Source organism: Nocardioides islandensis, assembly GCF_015352455.1.
Classification (GTDB): Bacteria; Actinomycetota; Actinomycetes; order Propionibacteriales; family Nocardioidaceae; genus Nocardioides; species Nocardioides islandensis.
The window spans coordinates 566,994-580,804 of sequence record NZ_JADKPN010000001.1 but is presented as its reverse complement, the minus strand read 5'-3'; the positions used below and the strand labels follow the sequence as shown (position 1 = coordinate 580,804).

Annotated in this window: 15 protein-coding genes and 2 tRNA genes; 6 read left to right on the top strand and 11 right to left on the bottom strand. The window is 72.4% G+C overall.

Annotation, left to right across the window (positions count from 1 at the left end):
* On the bottom strand, positions 1-837 hold the full coding sequence (locus tag ISU07_RS02790; protein ID WP_194705201.1) for a DUF881 domain-containing protein: 837 nt from the start codon (positions 835-837) through the stop codon (positions 1-3).
* 74 nt (positions 838-911) lie between these two features.
* Here ISU07_RS02790 and ISU07_RS02785 point away from each other — a divergent pair, with 74 nt between their 5' ends.
* The gene (locus ISU07_RS02785) at positions 912-1,382 is read left to right on the top strand and encodes a cell division protein CrgA (protein ID WP_323742388.1); all 471 of its coding nucleotides are present in this window, start codon (positions 912-914) and stop codon (positions 1,380-1,382) included.
* A 209-nt stretch (positions 1,383-1,591) separates the two neighbouring features.
* On the opposite strand, the gene ISU07_RS02780 is transcribed toward ISU07_RS02785, so the two are convergent.
* Together ISU07_RS02780 and ISU07_RS02775 are read right to left on the bottom strand one after the other, a co-directional pair.
* Positions 1,592-2,539 (bottom strand): rhomboid family intramembrane serine protease, encoded by a 948-nt coding sequence (locus tag ISU07_RS02780; RefSeq protein ID WP_194705200.1) that lies wholly within the window; start codon positions 2,537-2,539, stop codon positions 1,592-1,594.
* 3 nt (positions 2,540-2,542) lie between these two features.
* Positions 2,543-3,055: a peptidylprolyl isomerase gene (locus tag ISU07_RS02775; RefSeq protein ID WP_194705199.1), complete on the bottom strand. Its 513-nt coding sequence runs from the start codon at positions 3,053-3,055 to the stop codon at positions 2,543-2,545.
* Positions 3,056-3,205: 150 nt separating this feature from the next.
* Between ISU07_RS02775 and ISU07_RS02770 the strand changes: the two genes are divergently transcribed.
* Complete coding sequence (locus tag ISU07_RS02770) at positions 3,206-4,012, top strand: hypothetical protein (protein WP_194705198.1); 807 nt, start codon at positions 3,206-3,208, stop codon at positions 4,010-4,012.
* A gap of 4 nt (positions 4,013-4,016) precedes the next feature.
* On the opposite strand, the gene ISU07_RS02765 is transcribed toward ISU07_RS02770, so the two are convergent.
* The 4 genes from ISU07_RS02765 to ISU07_RS02750 are packed head-to-tail and all read right to left on the bottom strand — an operon-like array spanning position 4,017 to position 7,065.
* Entirely contained in the window at positions 4,017-5,099 is a 1,083-nt protein-coding gene (locus ISU07_RS02765) for a 1-acyl-sn-glycerol-3-phosphate acyltransferase (RefSeq protein ID WP_194705197.1), read from the bottom strand.
* Between the two features lie 38 nt (positions 5,100-5,137).
* On the bottom strand, positions 5,138-5,959 hold the full coding sequence (locus tag ISU07_RS02760; protein WP_194705196.1) for a patatin-like phospholipase family protein: 822 nt from the start codon (positions 5,957-5,959) through the stop codon (positions 5,138-5,140).
* Between the two features lie 15 nt (positions 5,960-5,974).
* Positions 5,975-6,319 carry a DUF3817 domain-containing protein gene (locus ISU07_RS02755; RefSeq protein ID WP_194705195.1) on the bottom strand — a complete coding sequence of 115 codons (345 nt, stop codon included), beginning with the start codon at positions 6,317-6,319 and terminating at the stop codon, positions 5,975-5,977.
* 11 nt (positions 6,320-6,330) lie between these two features.
* The gene (locus ISU07_RS02750) at positions 6,331-7,065 is read right to left on the bottom strand and encodes an SURF1 family protein (protein ID WP_194705194.1); all 735 of its coding nucleotides are present in this window, start codon (positions 7,063-7,065) and stop codon (positions 6,331-6,333) included.
* 55 nt (positions 7,066-7,120) lie between these two features.
* Here ISU07_RS02750 and ISU07_RS02745 point away from each other — a divergent pair, with 55 nt between their 5' ends.
* The 4 genes from ISU07_RS02745 to ISU07_RS02730 all read left to right on the top strand — a co-directional run bounded on the left by ISU07_RS02745 (position 7,121) and on the right by ISU07_RS02730 (position 12,342).
* Complete coding sequence (locus ISU07_RS02745) at positions 7,121-7,924, top strand: MBL fold metallo-hydrolase (RefSeq protein WP_194705193.1); 804 nt, start codon at positions 7,121-7,123, stop codon at positions 7,922-7,924.
* 71 nt (positions 7,925-7,995) lie between these two features.
* Positions 7,996-8,964 carry an AAA family ATPase gene (locus tag ISU07_RS02740; RefSeq protein WP_323742387.1) on the top strand — a complete coding sequence of 323 codons (969 nt, stop codon included), beginning with the start codon at positions 7,996-7,998 and terminating at the stop codon, positions 8,962-8,964.
* A gap of 13 nt (positions 8,965-8,977) precedes the next feature.
* Positions 8,978-10,153, top strand: a complete 1,176-nt coding sequence (locus tag ISU07_RS24635) for a DUF58 domain-containing protein (protein WP_194705192.1) — start codon at positions 8,978-8,980, stop codon at positions 10,151-10,153.
* Entirely contained in the window at positions 10,150-12,342 is a 2,193-nt protein-coding gene (locus tag ISU07_RS02730; RefSeq protein WP_194705191.1) for a DUF3488 and transglutaminase-like domain-containing protein, read from the top strand. The genes ISU07_RS24635 and ISU07_RS02730 overlap by 4 nt, the downstream gene beginning before the upstream one ends.
* Before the next feature lie 14 nt (positions 12,343-12,356).
* Here the strand turns inward: ISU07_RS02730 and ISU07_RS02725 are convergent, their stop codons facing one another.
* The 4 genes from ISU07_RS02725 to ISU07_RS02710 form a co-directional block, all read right to left on the bottom strand.
* Positions 12,357-13,328 (bottom strand): alpha/beta fold hydrolase, encoded by a 972-nt coding sequence (locus tag ISU07_RS02725; protein WP_194705190.1) that lies wholly within the window; start codon positions 13,326-13,328, stop codon positions 12,357-12,359.
* Between the two features lie 118 nt (positions 13,329-13,446).
* Positions 13,447-13,519 (bottom strand) — tRNA-Ala (locus ISU07_RS02720).
* A 39-nt stretch (positions 13,520-13,558) separates the two neighbouring features.
* The gene (locus ISU07_RS02715) at positions 13,559-13,699 is read right to left on the bottom strand and encodes a DLW-39 family protein (protein ID WP_194705189.1); all 141 of its coding nucleotides are present in this window, start codon (positions 13,697-13,699) and stop codon (positions 13,559-13,561) included.
* 28 nt (positions 13,700-13,727) lie between these two features.
* Positions 13,728-13,801, bottom strand: a tRNA-Ile gene (locus tag ISU07_RS02710).
* Positions 13,802-13,811: the final 10 nt, after the last annotated feature.

Genomic DNA, 13,811 nt, shown 5'->3' with positions numbered 1-13,811 from the left:
TCAGCCGTCGGACTTCTGCTGGGTCTCGATGGGCTTGGCGTAGCTGAGGTCGAGCAGGCCGTCGTACGCCGGGGCCTCGATGCGCTCCTCGGTCGTCTCCTGCCAGCCGACGGCGATGTCGGGCTCCGCGGCGTCGCTGCGGTACAGCTGGAGGTAGGCGTCCGCCTCGATGGAGGCCGCCAGTGCCGCGGGGTCGCCGACGCCGGAGATCGTGTAGGGCTGGGAGTACGGCACGCCCTGGAGCTGCACGGAGTTGCCGATGCACTTGATGCCGGTCGTGGTGACGACGCGCTGACCCTGCACCGTCACCGCGGTGGCGCCGCCGCGCCACAGCGCGTTGACGACCGCCTGGATGTCCTGCTGGTGCACCACGAGCAGGTTGGGGTTCTGCTGGCTGGACTGGGCGACCTCCTCGGGCGCGTCGCTGAGCACGACCGTGACGCCGGGACCGATCTGCTCGACCAGGCCGGCGGGGGCCTCGAGAGTCCTCGTCCGGGCCCGGAGCTCGCGCACCCGGGTGTTGTCGACCGCCTCGGTGAGGGCGTCGACCTCGTCGTTGAGCCGGGAGACGCGGTCGCGCAGGGCGTCGTACTGGCGGCTCTCGGTGCGGACGAGCTGCGCCACGTCGGTGTAGCGGCCCGGGCGCAGGTCGGTGCCGCCGCTGGTCAACGCGCTCACCGCGAACAGCGACCCGCTGACCAGCACGATCACGGGCATGACCACCCGCCACGCGCTCCAGGGACGCCGGCGCGCGGCGTCGCTCGCGGGCCGCTCGGCCGGCGGGTCGCCCTCCGGCTCACCCCCGGGAGCGGGGCTCGCGTGGGCGTCCTGGCTCATGCCGACTAAGGTAGCCCGAGCCCGGCCGGCGGCCGGCGCCGTTCGTGTCCGCAGTACGTAGGAGCTGTCCCCAAGTGCGAGCCCTGTCCCGGTCCAAGTCGGACTTCCTCGACCCCCAGCGGGGTCCCATCCTCTCGGTGCGGTCCGTGGTGGCGCTGGTGCTCGTCGTCCTCGGCATCGCCTGGATGGCCTACTACTACGTCGTCGTCCGCGTCGACCCGACCGCGTTCCCGGCCCCCAAGCCCGGCAACCCGGCGTTCATGGCCGACCTGGAGAACTGGAACTACCTCATCGGCTTCGGCTTGCTGATGGTCGGCCTCTTCGTCGCCGCCCACCCCAGCACCCCGCTCGGCCGCAACCGCGGCGTGGTCGTCACCATGCTCACCTGCTTCCTGGTCGGGCTGGTGTGGATCTGCACCTACTACGTCCTCACCGGCCAGCACCTCGACAAGGTCCCGGTCTTCAACGACCTCGGCCAGTACAACCTGATGGTCGGCATCGCCTTCATGGCCGTCGGGTTCGCCTACGCCACGCGCTGGGAGTGAGCTGACGGGTTCCTCGGGCGGGCGTGCCCGGGGTGCCAGTAATCGTGCGATCGCGCGGATATTGCAGATTTCCGGCCTCAAAACCTGCAGTAGCGGCGCGATCGCGCCATTTCCGGCACCCCCACGCCGCTCATCCACACCTGAGGACGAAGCTGGGGAGAACTACACGCGTGTAGTTATCCCCAGGACTTCTCCACAATGGGGAGAACTCAGGCGAGCGTGGCGATGCCGGCCACGATCGCGGCGGCGATGACGGCGCCGACCACCGTGATCCCGATCGCCTGGACCTGCACCCGGCGCTGCTTCGGGGCGTAGACGAGCACGGCGGCGATGGCGAGGCCGCCGAGGAAGCCGCCGAGGTGGCCCTGCCAGGAGAACCCGTAGGTGAGCGTCAGCACGGCGTTGATGCCGATCCACATCAGGATCTGCTGGTAGCTGCCGCCGATCTTGAACGCGATCACCAGCAGCGCGCCCATCAGGCCGAACACCGCCCCGGAGGCGCCGAGGGTCGAGCTGTTGGTGGGCGCGGCCCAGAGGACCAGGGCGGACCCGGCGAACGCGGACAGCAGGTACAGCGCGATGAACCGCAGCCGGCCGATCGCCAGCTCCAGCTGGGGACCGAGCACCCACAGCGCCAGCATGTTGAACCCGATGTGCCAGATCTGCTCGTGCAGGAAGGCACTGCTCAGCAGCTGCCAGTAGGCCCCGTCCGCCACGCCCGCGTGCCACGAACCGTCGCCGGTGTTCAGCGCGTTGCACACGCTCTCGGTCGTGACGCTGGGGTAGTAGCCGCCCGGGGACCGGATCGAGTCGCAACGTCCTACCGGGGTCAGGGCGAGCGCGTCGACCAGCTTGCTGCCGCGCCCGCCGCTGGCCACCACCATCAGCCAGACCAGCACGTTGATGCCGATGATCACCATGGAGGTGATGGCGGCGTTGGTGGGCCGCAGCCCGCCGTACGCCGTGCGCCCGCTGCGCGTGGACCGCGCACCCTCCTTGACGCAGTCGGGGCACTGGAAGCCCACCGCCGAGTCGCGCATGCAGTCCGGGCAGATCACCTTGTTGCAGCGCTGGCAGCGGATGTAGGCCTCACGGCCGGGGTGGCGGTAGCACGTGGGCACCGCACCGGCCGGCGAGGGCGGCGCGGAATCGGACATGGGTCAGTCGCGCTTGATCTCGACCGAGTCGATGACGACCTCGTCCACCGGGCGGTCGCCGCGGCCGGTCGCGGTCGTGCCGATCGCGTCGACGACGTCGCGGGATGCCTGGTCGGCCACCTCGCCGAAGATCGTGTGCTTGAAGTTCAGCCACGGGGTGGCGCCCACGGTGATGAAGAACTGCGAGCCGTTGGTGCCCGGTCCGGCGTTGGCCATGGCCAGCAGGTAGGGCTTGTCGAAGACGAGCTCGGGGTGCGGCTCGTCCTTGAACTGGTAGCCCGGGCCGCCGGTGCCGGTGCCCAGCGGGCAGCCGCCCTGGATCATGAAACCGTCGATCACGCGGTGGAAGACGAGCCCGTCGTAGAACGGGCCGGAGCGGCCGTTCCCGGAGTTGTACTCCTTGGTGCCCTCGGCCAGCCCGACGAAGTTGTCGACCGTCTCCGGGGCGTGGTTCGGGAACAGGTTCAGCGTGATGTCGCCACGGTTGGTCTTCAAGACGGCCTGCAGGTCAGCCATGTCTACCTCTCGCACAGGGTGGAGCAGCACGCCGTACGGCGCGTGCTGACCCGATCCTGCCATGCCTCGCCAGCGGGCCCGTCGGTCCCGTCACCCCTACGGGCAGTCGCACGGCCCTGGCCGGTGCGGCATGATCGAAGGCATCCACCCATGGAGAGGAAGTGCGGAGAGATGCCGTTCCGCAAGAAGAAGTCCCCGGTCGCCCAGTTCGTCGACCAGGCGATCGACCAGGCGTCCGCGGCCGTCGACGCCGCGCTCCCTGCGATCGAGTCCGCCGTGACGACGATGCGCGAGCAGGTCCGCGAGATCAGCAAGGACGCCGCGGAGGGCGCCAGGGAGCTGGCCAAGGACACCAAAGACAAGGCCGGGCCACTGATGGCCGAGAGCAAGAACCTCGCCTCCGAGATCGCCGAGGCGACCAGGGAGGTGGCGATCCCCAAGGCCAGGTCCGCGGCGGCGTCCGGCGCCGCCACCGCCGCCGGCCTCGCGGCCAGCGGCAAGGAGCTGGCCCAGGCCAAGGTGGCCGAGGTCAAGGGCGAGCCTGCTCCCAAGAAGCGCGGCAAGCTGCGCAAGGTGCTGATCGTCGGCACCCTCGCGGCCGTGGCCGGCTTCGTGGCCAGCAAGCTGCGCGGCAACAAGCAGGCGGACAACTGGCAGTCGTCCTACACCCCGCCGACCTCCACGACCCCGCCCAGCTCGACCACGAGCTCCACGACCACGACCGGCGGCTCGGTCCCGACCACCGGCGGCACCCACCTCGCCCCGGGCGTCGGACCCGACGAGCCGATCGGCGTGGACGACCCGATGACCGAGCGCGCGGACGAGGCCGCCGACGACTCGGCCGGTGCGTCGCCCGACGAGGCGCTGTCGGACGCCGTGGAGGAGCCGCACGAGGTGACCACGCCGGACGAGCCGGCCGAGGTCGTCGACGTCGAGCCGACGCCGAAGAAGAAGTAGCCGCCTATCGGTGGTCGAGGTGTGAGGAGCGTCGACGGCGCCGCGCCGGGAGGTCCTCGGCGCGGTGCTCGTCGATCCACTCGTCGATCCGCTCCCACCACCCGAAGAGCCACTCGATCTGGGCGTCGCGCCCCTCGGGGATCTCCGCGCGCGGCACCTGCCACCACTGCATCACCAGGCGCTTGTCCATCGGCAGCTCGCGCCACACGTCGCCGACCGTGAGCAGGTGGTCCATCCCCGTGTGGGCGACCATCACCACGTCCGCCTCCGGGGCCGCGGCCAGCGCCGCCAGGAAGCCGCCCGGCCGGGGCGCGAGCACGTTGGTCATCTGCTCGGCCCGGTCGGCCATCCGGTACATGCCGAGCCTGCGCAGCCGCTCGATCCCCTTCTCCCGGCGGTGAGGCGTGAAGTTGCCGCCCTCCGGGAAGATCACGAACGCGTCGTTCTCGTCCAGCCCGGTCGCGAGCTCGGAGATGTCGCGCTCGATCTGCTCGCTCGCCGTCTCCCCCTTCTTCGGGTTGGGCGAGATGAACCGCGCCGGGATGCGGTGCAGGATCACGTCGATCGCGGGGTCCCACGCCAGGGTGTCCTTGAGGACGACCCGGGGCTCCCGGTGGTACCACTGCATCAGCGCGTAGATCAGCGTGAACGAGTCGCCAGGCCCCGCGTGCCGGCAGCACACCAGCAACGGCTTGCCGGGGTAGGCGTTCGGGTCGGGGCCCTCGGTGTCGATGGTCAGGTTCAGCACCCGCCGCGCCTCACGGAAGAAGACCCAGAGCACGCCCTCGACCAGGTCGTAGTGGATGCCCTGGTAGTACGGCCGGCGCACCCGCCAGCCGAAGCCCGACGACAGCCACAGACCGAACAGCACGACCAGCAGCAGCGACTCGACGACCAGGTAGAGGATCAGCACCCACAGCAGCCGCAGGGGCCGCCAGTGGCCCGGCAGCACGGGTGACAGGGCCGCGGCAGCGACCACCCACAACGGCAGGGTCACGCCGATGAGCACGGTGACCGCGATGACGACGGGCGCCGTGATCAGCCGGCGCGTCTGCCGGGCGTACCACTGCCGAGGAGTGGTGCTCACGGCTGCCTGCTCACGGCTGCCTGCTCACGGCTGCCTGCTCACGGCTGGGCGTCCAGGTAGGCCAGGCTCGCGAGGTAGGTGTCCTCGATCCGCTGGGTGACCGACGAGAAGTCGCGGTGGCCGAGCAGGGTGTCGTCGCGCGCCGACGTACCCCGTGCGGGCAGCACGTGCGCGGCCACGCCGTCCGGGAGCTCGGCCATCACGCGCGCGAACCGGTGCCGGCGGGCGATCTCGAAGGACACCCGGGCCACCTCCCACGGCCGCTTCGGCACCGACAGCGGGCGGTCGATCCGGCCCACCTGGAGCACGTAGATGAGGTCGGCGCCCAGCTGCACGGCCCGGTCGACGGGGATGGAGTTGACGATCCCGCCGTCAAGGAAGTGCTCGTCGCCGACCTTGGCCGGCGGCAGCAGGCCCGGTACGGCGGCGCTCGCGACGATCGCGTCGACCAGCGGTCCGGTGTGGAACCAGTGCTCGGCCGCGCGCTCGATGCTCGCGGCGCACACCTGGAACTGCACCGGCAGGTCCTCGAACGTCAGGTCGCCGAACTCCTCGGCCAGCCGGCGCCGGATCGGCGAGGCGGAGTAGATGTGCGTGCCGGTGGCCACCGCACGCCGGACCGTGCGCAGCGGCCGGTCGCCGTACACCTCCCGGCCCGTCGTCGTGGTCAGCCACATCTCGGTGAGCCGGTCGATGACCGCCGGCGACGGGTCCCGCGCGACCAGCGCGCCGTTCAGGGCGCCGACCGAGGTGCCGAGCACGAGGTCGGGCGTGATCCCCCGCTCGAACAGTGCTCGCAGCATGCCGACCTCGACCGCGCCGAGGACCCCACCGCCGCCGAGCACGAACGCGGTGGTCATCGGTCGTCCATCGGGTCAGGCCCGTTCGGCGCTGAGCTCGGGGTGCTCCTCGCGCATCCGCCGGACCACGGACCGCTCGACCCAGAAGATCACGAGGGGGATCAGGCCGGCGACCAGCGCCAGCACCGTGAACGGGATGCTCCACCGGGCCTCGCGGGCCAGGAGGAACGTCACCACGACGTAGATGATGAACACCCAGCCGTGCGCGACCCACATGATGCTGGCGTTCTCGCCGAACGTCTGGAGGCTGCTGCCGTCCGTCGCGAGGTACTTCAGGGGCAGCGCCACCAGCGAGCAGAAGGCGAGCAGCACGCCGACGATGATCGCCAGGACGCGGTACGCCGTGAAGAGCCTGCCCACGACCAGCGACCCTACCGAGCGCCCGAAGCCGGTCCGGCGGCCGCCTCGACGGTCTCCCGCGCCCACCGCCACCACACGAACACCGCGAACCCGCCGAAGAACCACCACTCGAAGGCGTACAGCAGGTTGCGGATCGCGGTGAACCGGCTGGCGTCGGGCAGGGCGTCGAGGTCGGCCTGCACGAGCGGTCCGGGGGGGTCGCGCTCGACGACGTAGGCGCCGTACAGGTCCTGGTCGAACCGCTGCGCCAGGTCCGCGATCCGCAGCTGGGGGTACGTCGCGTCGGTGGGGTCGTCGTCCGCTGCGCCGCCGCTCTCGGAGGGCTGCAGCCAGCCGGTCACCTCCGCCGGCGCCGCGGGCACGATCGACACGCTGGAGACCGGAGCCTCGGCCCAGCCACGGACGACGGGCAGCAACGAGCCGCCGACGTCCAGGAGGTCCACCACCCAGATCCCCCGGCGGCCGTCCTGCTCCCGGCCGGTCACCGTCACCACGCCGTCGGGCACCCACGTGCCCCGCACCTCGACCGGCTGCCCGACGTACCGGCCCGGGAACGGGTCGTCCGGCCCGATCGCATCCGCCAGCGGGATCGGGTCGACGTGGGTCAGGTCGCGGGCGGCGTCCGCGCGGCGGTCCTGCCAGCCGTGGTACTGCCACAGCCCCAGCCAGCCGGCCGCCACCACGGCGGCGACCACGAGCAGGTGCGCCGGCCAGACCCGGGGCCTGAGGAGGACGGGCACCGGCACGCGGCCAGGATACGGAGACACCCTCCCGCCCTAGAGTCTGCCCAGGGAGGCCCCGATGACCGTCACCGCCGTGCACCACCTCAACTGCGGCACCATGTCGCTCGTCGCGACGATCGGGGAGCGGCTCGCGCCGCGCCGCATCGTCGCGCACTGCCTGCTCGTCGAGCGGGACGCCGGTCTGGTGCTGGTCGACACCGGCTTCGGCATGGGCGACGTCCGCAACCCGAAGCGCCTGACGCCGAGCTCCCGCATGCTGCTGCGGCCCCGGCTGGTCGAGGAGGAGACCGCCGTCGCCCAGGTCCGTGCGCTCGGCCACGACCCGGCCGACGTCACCGACGTCGTGCTCACGCACATGGACTTCGACCACGTCGGCGGGCTGGGCGACTTCCCGCAGGCGACGGTGCACGTGTACGCCGCGGAGCTGGACGCCGCCACGCATCCCCGGCTGCGCGAGCGGGCCAGGTACATCGAGGCGATGTGGGCGCACGGGCCGCGCTGGCGGCCGCTGTCGGAGGCCGGCGACGACTGGAACGGCCTGACGTCGGTGACCGCGCTGGACGACGACGTGCTGCTGCTCCCGCTGCACGGGCACACACGCGGGCACTGCGGGGTCGCCGTGCGCCGCCCGGCCGGCGAGGGCGGCTGGCTGCTGCACGCCGGCGACTGCTACTTCGACGCCCGCGAGGCCCACGAGCCCCCGGCCTGTGCCCCGGGCCTGGCGCTCTTCCAGCGGATGATGGCCACCGACCACCGCAAGCGGATCGCCAACCTCGAGCGGGTGCGCGAGCTGCGGTCCGCGCACACCGGTGACGTCGACGTCTTCTGCGCCCACGCCGCGGCGGACTTCGACCGGTTCTAGGGTCCGGTCGGCCGTCCCGGCACGATCGCCGCCGTGACCCATCGGCGTACCGCGGGTGACATCATCGTCGGGTGACGATCACCGCTGATCAGGCGACGCGCTTCCAAGCGGCGTTCGCCACGATGGCGGACTCCATCGGGCGGGCGGTGCTGGGCAAGGACCACGTCATCCGGCTCACCCTGACCTGCCTGCTGTCGGAGGGTCACCTGCTGCTCGAGGACCTCCCCGGCACCGGCAAGACGATGCTGGCGCGGGCGATGGCCAACACGGTCGAGGGCACCCACGCGCGGATCCAGTTCACCCCGGACCTGCTGCCGACCGACGTGACCGGCGTGACGGTGTACGACCAGCACCGCGGGTCGTTCGAGTTCCACCCCGGCCCGATCTTCCACGACATCGTCCTGGCCGACGAGATCAACCGCGCCTCTCCCAAGACCCAGGCCGCGCTGCTCGAGGTGATGGAGGAGGGCCACGTCACCGTCGACGGCGTGACGCACGACGTGCCGCGGCCGTTCATGGTCATCGCCACCCAGAACCCCATCGAGCAGGCCGGCACCTACCGGCTGCCCGAGGCGCAGCTGGACCGCTTCCTGTTCAAGACGTCGGTCGGGTACCCGGACGCCGAGTCCACCGAGGAGCTCCTGCTCAACTCGGGACTGCGCGACCGCGCGACCCTGGTCTCCCCCGTCGTCTCCCGCGACGACGTCGCGAGGATGATCGCGATGGCCGACGAGGTGTACGTCGACCGGTCGGTCGTCCGCTTCGTGCGCGAGCTCGCCGAGGCCTCGCGCGAGTTCCCCCAGGTGAAGATGGGCCTCTCGGCGCGCGGCTGCCTGGCGTTCGTGCGGGCCGCGAAGACGTGGGCGGCCGCCGACGGCCGCGGGCACGTCGTGCCGCACGACATCGTGACGCTCGCCGAGCCCGTGCTCGGGCACCGGCTGCTGCTGGACGCCCAGGCGCAGTTCGGCGGCGTCCAGGTGGCCGACGTGGTGGCGACGCTGCTCGACCAGGTGCCGCCTCCGGTCGACCGGACCGGCTGACGGGCGGCTCCGCGTGCGCCGCCTCTGGTCCGGCCTCCGCCGGGGCGTCACGCCGCTCGGTCGAGCCGTCATCTCCACCGGGCTGCTGGCGCTGACGCTGGCCCGGCTCACCGGCCTGGTGGAGCTCGCGGTCGTCGCGGCGCTGTGCCTGCTGCTGGTGGCCATCGGGCTCGCCGTCGTGCTGGCCCCGTCGGACGTGCGCGCCGTCCTGGTCCTGCGCCCCGACCGCACCAGCGTCGGCTCGCCGGTGCGCGGGCGGCTCCGACTCGCGAACCGCTGGCCGGTGTCGGTGCTGAGCCCCGTGGTCGAGGTGCCCGCCGGCACCGAGAGTCGCTGGTTGCGGCTGCCCACGCTCCGGGCGTACGGCACGCACGACGCCCAGCTGGTCGTCCCCGCGCCGCGACGCGGCGTCATCACCGTCGGGCCCGTGGTCTACCGCCGGACCGACCCGGTGGGCCTGTTCGCCCGCCGGGTCCGCTGGGCGGCGCCGGTCGAGCTGCTGGTCCGCCCCGCGACGGTGGACCTGGCGGGCCTGCCGCTGGGCGAGATCCGCGACCTCGAGGGCGTGCCCAGCGACCGGCTGTCGATGAGCGACCTGGCCTTCCACGCGCTGCGCGAGTACGTCCGCGGCGACGACCTGCGCCACGTCCACTGGCGGTCCTCCGCGCGGGCCGGCCAGCTGCTCGTGCGGCAGTACCACGACACCCGCCGCACCTCCGCCCTGCTGCTCGTCGACACCCGGCCGGAGGCGTACGCCGACCCCGAGGACTTCGAGCTCGCCCTGTCGGTCGCCGCATCGGTGACGATGCGCGCCGGCCACGACGGCTACGACCTCGCGCTCGTCTGCGGCGACACGATCGTCGGCGGTGGGGACCCGTCGTACGTCCTGGACGCCTTCTGCCGCGCCACCCTCGACGCCCCGGGCAACACCCACGCTCTGGCGGACCTGGTCACCCGCGGGCTCGCCGCGGCGTACGACGCCAGCCTGCTGTTCCTGGTCTCCGGCACGGCCACGCCACTGGTGGACCTCCAGCGCGTGGTCGCCCAGACACCGGCCGACCTCTGGGCCGCGGTCTGGCGGACCGGCGCCGGCGAGAAGGCCGGGCTCGCGGAGTACGCCGGCCGGCCGATCGTCACGCTGGGCGAGCTCGGCCAGCTGCCTGTGGCGATGAGCGAGGTGGCGCGGTGAGTCTCGAACGGGCGTGGCGCGACCCCGTCATCGCGTTCGTGCTCACGACCGCGGCCATCGCGGGCTGGTGGACGACGTTCGACGGGCTGGCGTGGCTGGTCGTCGGTGCCGCGGGCGCCGCCGTCGGCACCGTCGTGGTGCTGCTGCACGCGCGACTGGGGTCGCTGGTGTGGGCCTTCGTCTCCGTCCCGGTGGCCTACCTGCTGCTGGGGATCGTGGTGCTCGGCGTCGACTTCACCGGCGGGTCCCTGCGCGGCACCACCTTCACGCGCGTGCTGACCGGGGCCTGGGAGTCGTGGCGGCTGCTGGTCGGCACGCACCCGCCCGTGGAGGCGACCGGCACCGTGCTGCTCGCGCCGGCCATGGCCGGGCTGCTGGTCGCGGCGCAGGCGACGGCGTTCACGCGCGCGGGCTCGCGGCCCGGGTGGCCGCTCGCGCCCATCCTCGGCCTGCTCGCGTGGGTGCTCGTCACCGGCAGCCACCTGACGTCGTCCGGGACCTGGTCGCGCATCCTGTTCGGCGGGGTGTTCGGCCTGGCCTGCCTGGCCTGGGTCGTCCTCCGCGCCGGCCGCACCGGCTCGCCGACCGACTCCCCGGCCTCGGCCCGGTGGGTGCTGGCCGCGCCGGTGCTCGTGGTCAGCACCCTGCTCGCGGTCCCGCTGGGCGGCTCGCTGCTCGGCGACGGCGAGCAGCGGCTGGTGCTGCGCGAGCAGACCGCGGCGTACGCCGTCGACCTCGTCGGCACGCCGCTGGACAGCTTCCGGCGCTTCCGCAAGCAGTCCGGGGACCTCCCCGACAACGCCTGGCGCACGCAGCTGCTGCGCGCGACGTCCGCACCGGACGGCACGGTCCTGCGGTTCACCGTGCTCGACCGGTACGACGGCCGGCGCTGGGTCGCCGCGAACGACGTCGAGCCGGGCAGCCACGACGACCGGTTCCAGCTGTTCGGCGCCGACTACCTGACCACACCGGACGAGACCGGCACGACGCCGATCCGCATCGACCTCACCGGCGCGTGGAACAGCCAGTGGCTGCCGCTCGCCGGCCGGCTGGTCGGGCTGAACACCGACTTCCCGGGCGGCGTGCCCGTCTCGTCGCTGCGCTTCAACCCGGTCACGTCGACGGCGATCGCGACGCGGACGCTCGGGGGCAACGACGAGTACGAGTTCTTCGCCGAGTTCCCCGACCCGACGCTCCCCGACCACGCCGAGGCCTCGAGGCTCGTGGACCGGCCGACGTACGACGCCGCCGAGTTCCTGGACAACTGGGCCGAGGTCGCGCGCCGGGGCACCTCGTCGCGGATGGAGGCCGTGCTGAAGGCCGCCTCGATGATGCGCGCGCGCGGGAGGTACAGCGACGGCGCCTTCGGCTGGGAGGTGCAGTTCGCGCGCGGGCAGGACGAGGCCCGGCTCGACGACTTCATGAACGGCCCGCACATGGTCGGCGACGACGAGCAGTACGCCGCGGCGATGGCGCTGGTGGCCACCCGCCTGCGCGTACCCGCCCGGGTCGTGGTCGGCGCTCGGGTGCCGGCTGACGGGATCGTCAAGGGCAACGACGTCGTCGCGTGGGTCGAGCTGCGGATCGCCGACGGCACCTGGCACGAGCTGCCTCGCTCGGCGTACATGTCCTTCAGGTCGCCGCGCCGCAACGACCCCGAGAACGACCCGGTCGCGGCCGAGCCGGACACCTCGCCGACCGCGACGTCCCGGCCCTCCCCCTCGCCGTCCCCGTCACCACAGCCGGACCAGGACCACTCCGACCAGCAGGACCGGGCCGAGCAGTCGTCCGGCTCCTGGCGCTGGCTGCTCTGGCTGCTGGTCCCCGTCGCGGTCGGCGCGGTGCCCGGGTACAAGCTGCTGCGCCGGGCCCGGCGCCGCCGCGCCAGCCGCGTGTCGGTGAGGTACGTCGGGGCCTGGCAGGAGCTCATCGACCGCGCCCGGGACCTCGGCCTCCCGGTGCCCGCCCATCGCTCGCGCCCGGCCCAGGCGGTCGCACTCGGGACGTTCGCCCTGCCGCTGGCCCGCACGGCGGACGACGCGGTCTTCGGCCCCGCCACGCCCTCCATCGACGAGGCGGACTCCTACTGGGGCTCGGTGCTCGAGGTACGTGCGGGCCTCGGCCCCGACGTACCCGCCTGGCGCCGGTGGCTCGCGCCGTTCAGCCCGGCGTCGCTGCGCCAGGGTTGATCAGCCGGGGTTGGTCAGCCGGACACGGCCGCCAGCACGTCCTCGACCGCGTCGACGATCGCCTGCGGCTGGTCGGCCGGGATCTCGTGCCCGCTCTGGCTCACCACCTCGTAGCGGCCGTTCGTCGACTCGTCGGCCAACGCGTGCTGCTCCTCGCTGTGGATCCGTTCGAACTCCTTGCGCAGGCGCGGCGGCAGGTCGCCGAACGCCGCCTGGGGCGTGCCCGACGCGCTGAGCAGCACCAGCGGAAGGTCTCCGAAGAAGGGTCCCGGCGGGTCCAGCAGCGCGTTCGCCTCGTCGTAGCACGCGGTGATGTCGAGGTGCTCGGGGTTGAGGCTCGGGTCGTGCTCGAAGCTCCCCAAGTCCTCGTCGCGCCAGATCCGCACCGGCTCCGGCTCCCCCTTCCGCGGCGGTGGCAGGGCCGCGAGGAAGCGGGCGCTGGCCCGGGGAGGGCGGGGGTCCACCAGGACGACGCCTTCGACATCGGGACGGTGACGGTCGGTGTAGGTCACCAGCGGCAGCACCCCGATCGACCAGCTGACGAGCACCAGCGGACCTTCGACCCCGGCTCCGGCCAGCGTCGCCTCGAGGTCGTCGACCAGGTCCTCGGTGGTCCGCCGCTTCTCCGGTGCTGCCGGACTGCCACCCAGGCCCGCCCGGTCGTAGGAGCACACCCGCCGCGTCGGCGCCATCAGGTCGACGACGCGGTCCCAGGCGTCGCTCGGCGCGCCCCCGCCGGACTCGAAGAGGACCGTCGGCACGCCCTCCTGCTCCGGCCCGAAGCAGGTCACGTGGATGCTTCGCTCACCGATCGGCACGTCGAGGATGAGGTCGGTCGACGCGTCGTCCGCGGTCGGGGACGGCGTCGTCGCGCTGTCGGACGTCACCGGGCCGGACGACCCGTCGCCGGAGCACCCGGCCACCAGCAGCACCGTGACCGCCACGGCCACGCTGCGCCCCAGGACGTCGTACGACCTCGTCGTCATCGCAGCCGCCAAGTATGTCGCTGCTCGGGGTCCGGGCGCCACGGTCGCGACCACCGATTCGTCAGCGGTCCTGCGGGTGATCACGGCGGGACGATCGCTGACGAATCGCAAGAGACGGTGGAGCCTAGGGGACTCGAACCCCTAACCCCCTGCTTGCAAAGCAGGTGCGCTACCAATTGCGCCAAGGCCCCGGGCAGAACCGATGTGCCGCGAAGGGCCGCGGCGGGCTGCTACTCCGCGGGAGTCGAGGGTGAGGCGACGTTGTCGGTCGCCTCGGCCCAGAGAGCCTGCTCGTGCTTGCCCTCGTCCATCTTCTTCTTCGCGTACGCGACGCCGGCGGCGGCCAGCAGGATGAACAGGATCTTCTTCATGGCGTGGGGTCTCCCGTCGTCGAAGCAGTGGGCCTAACAGGACTTGAACCTGTGACCTCTTCCTTATCAGGGAAGCGCTCTAACCGTCTGAGCTATAGGCCCGGGGTCGGGG

Bases quoted from the DNA above. Each gene is read 5' to 3' on its own strand.
- ISU07_RS02745 (WP_194705193.1), top strand. From the start codon at position 7,121: ATGACCGTCACCGCCGTGCACCACCTCAACTGCGGCACCATGTCGCTC.
- ISU07_RS02780 (WP_194705200.1), bottom strand. From the start codon at position 2,539: ATGTCCGATTCCGCGCCGCCCTCGCCGGCCGGTGCGGTGCCCACGTGC.
- ISU07_RS02775 (WP_194705199.1), bottom strand. From the start codon at position 3,055: ATGGCTGACCTGCAGGCCGTCTTGAAGACCAACCGTGGCGACATCACG.
- ISU07_RS02760 (WP_194705196.1), bottom strand. From the start codon at position 5,959: ATGACCACCGCGTTCGTGCTCGGCGGCGGTGGGGTCCTCGGCGCGGTC.
- ISU07_RS02790 (WP_194705201.1), bottom strand. From the start codon at position 837: ATGAGCCAGGACGCCCACGCGAGCCCCGCTCCCGGGGGTGAGCCGGAG.
- ISU07_RS02725 (WP_194705190.1), bottom strand. From the start codon at position 13,328: ATGACGACGAGGTCGTACGACGTCCTGGGGCGCAGCGTGGCCGTGGCG.
- ISU07_RS02770 (WP_194705198.1), top strand. From the start codon at position 3,206: ATGGAGAGGAAGTGCGGAGAGATGCCGTTCCGCAAGAAGAAGTCCCCG.
- ISU07_RS02715 (WP_194705189.1), bottom strand. From the start codon at position 13,699: ATGAAGAAGATCCTGTTCATCCTGCTGGCCGCCGCCGGCGTCGCGTAC.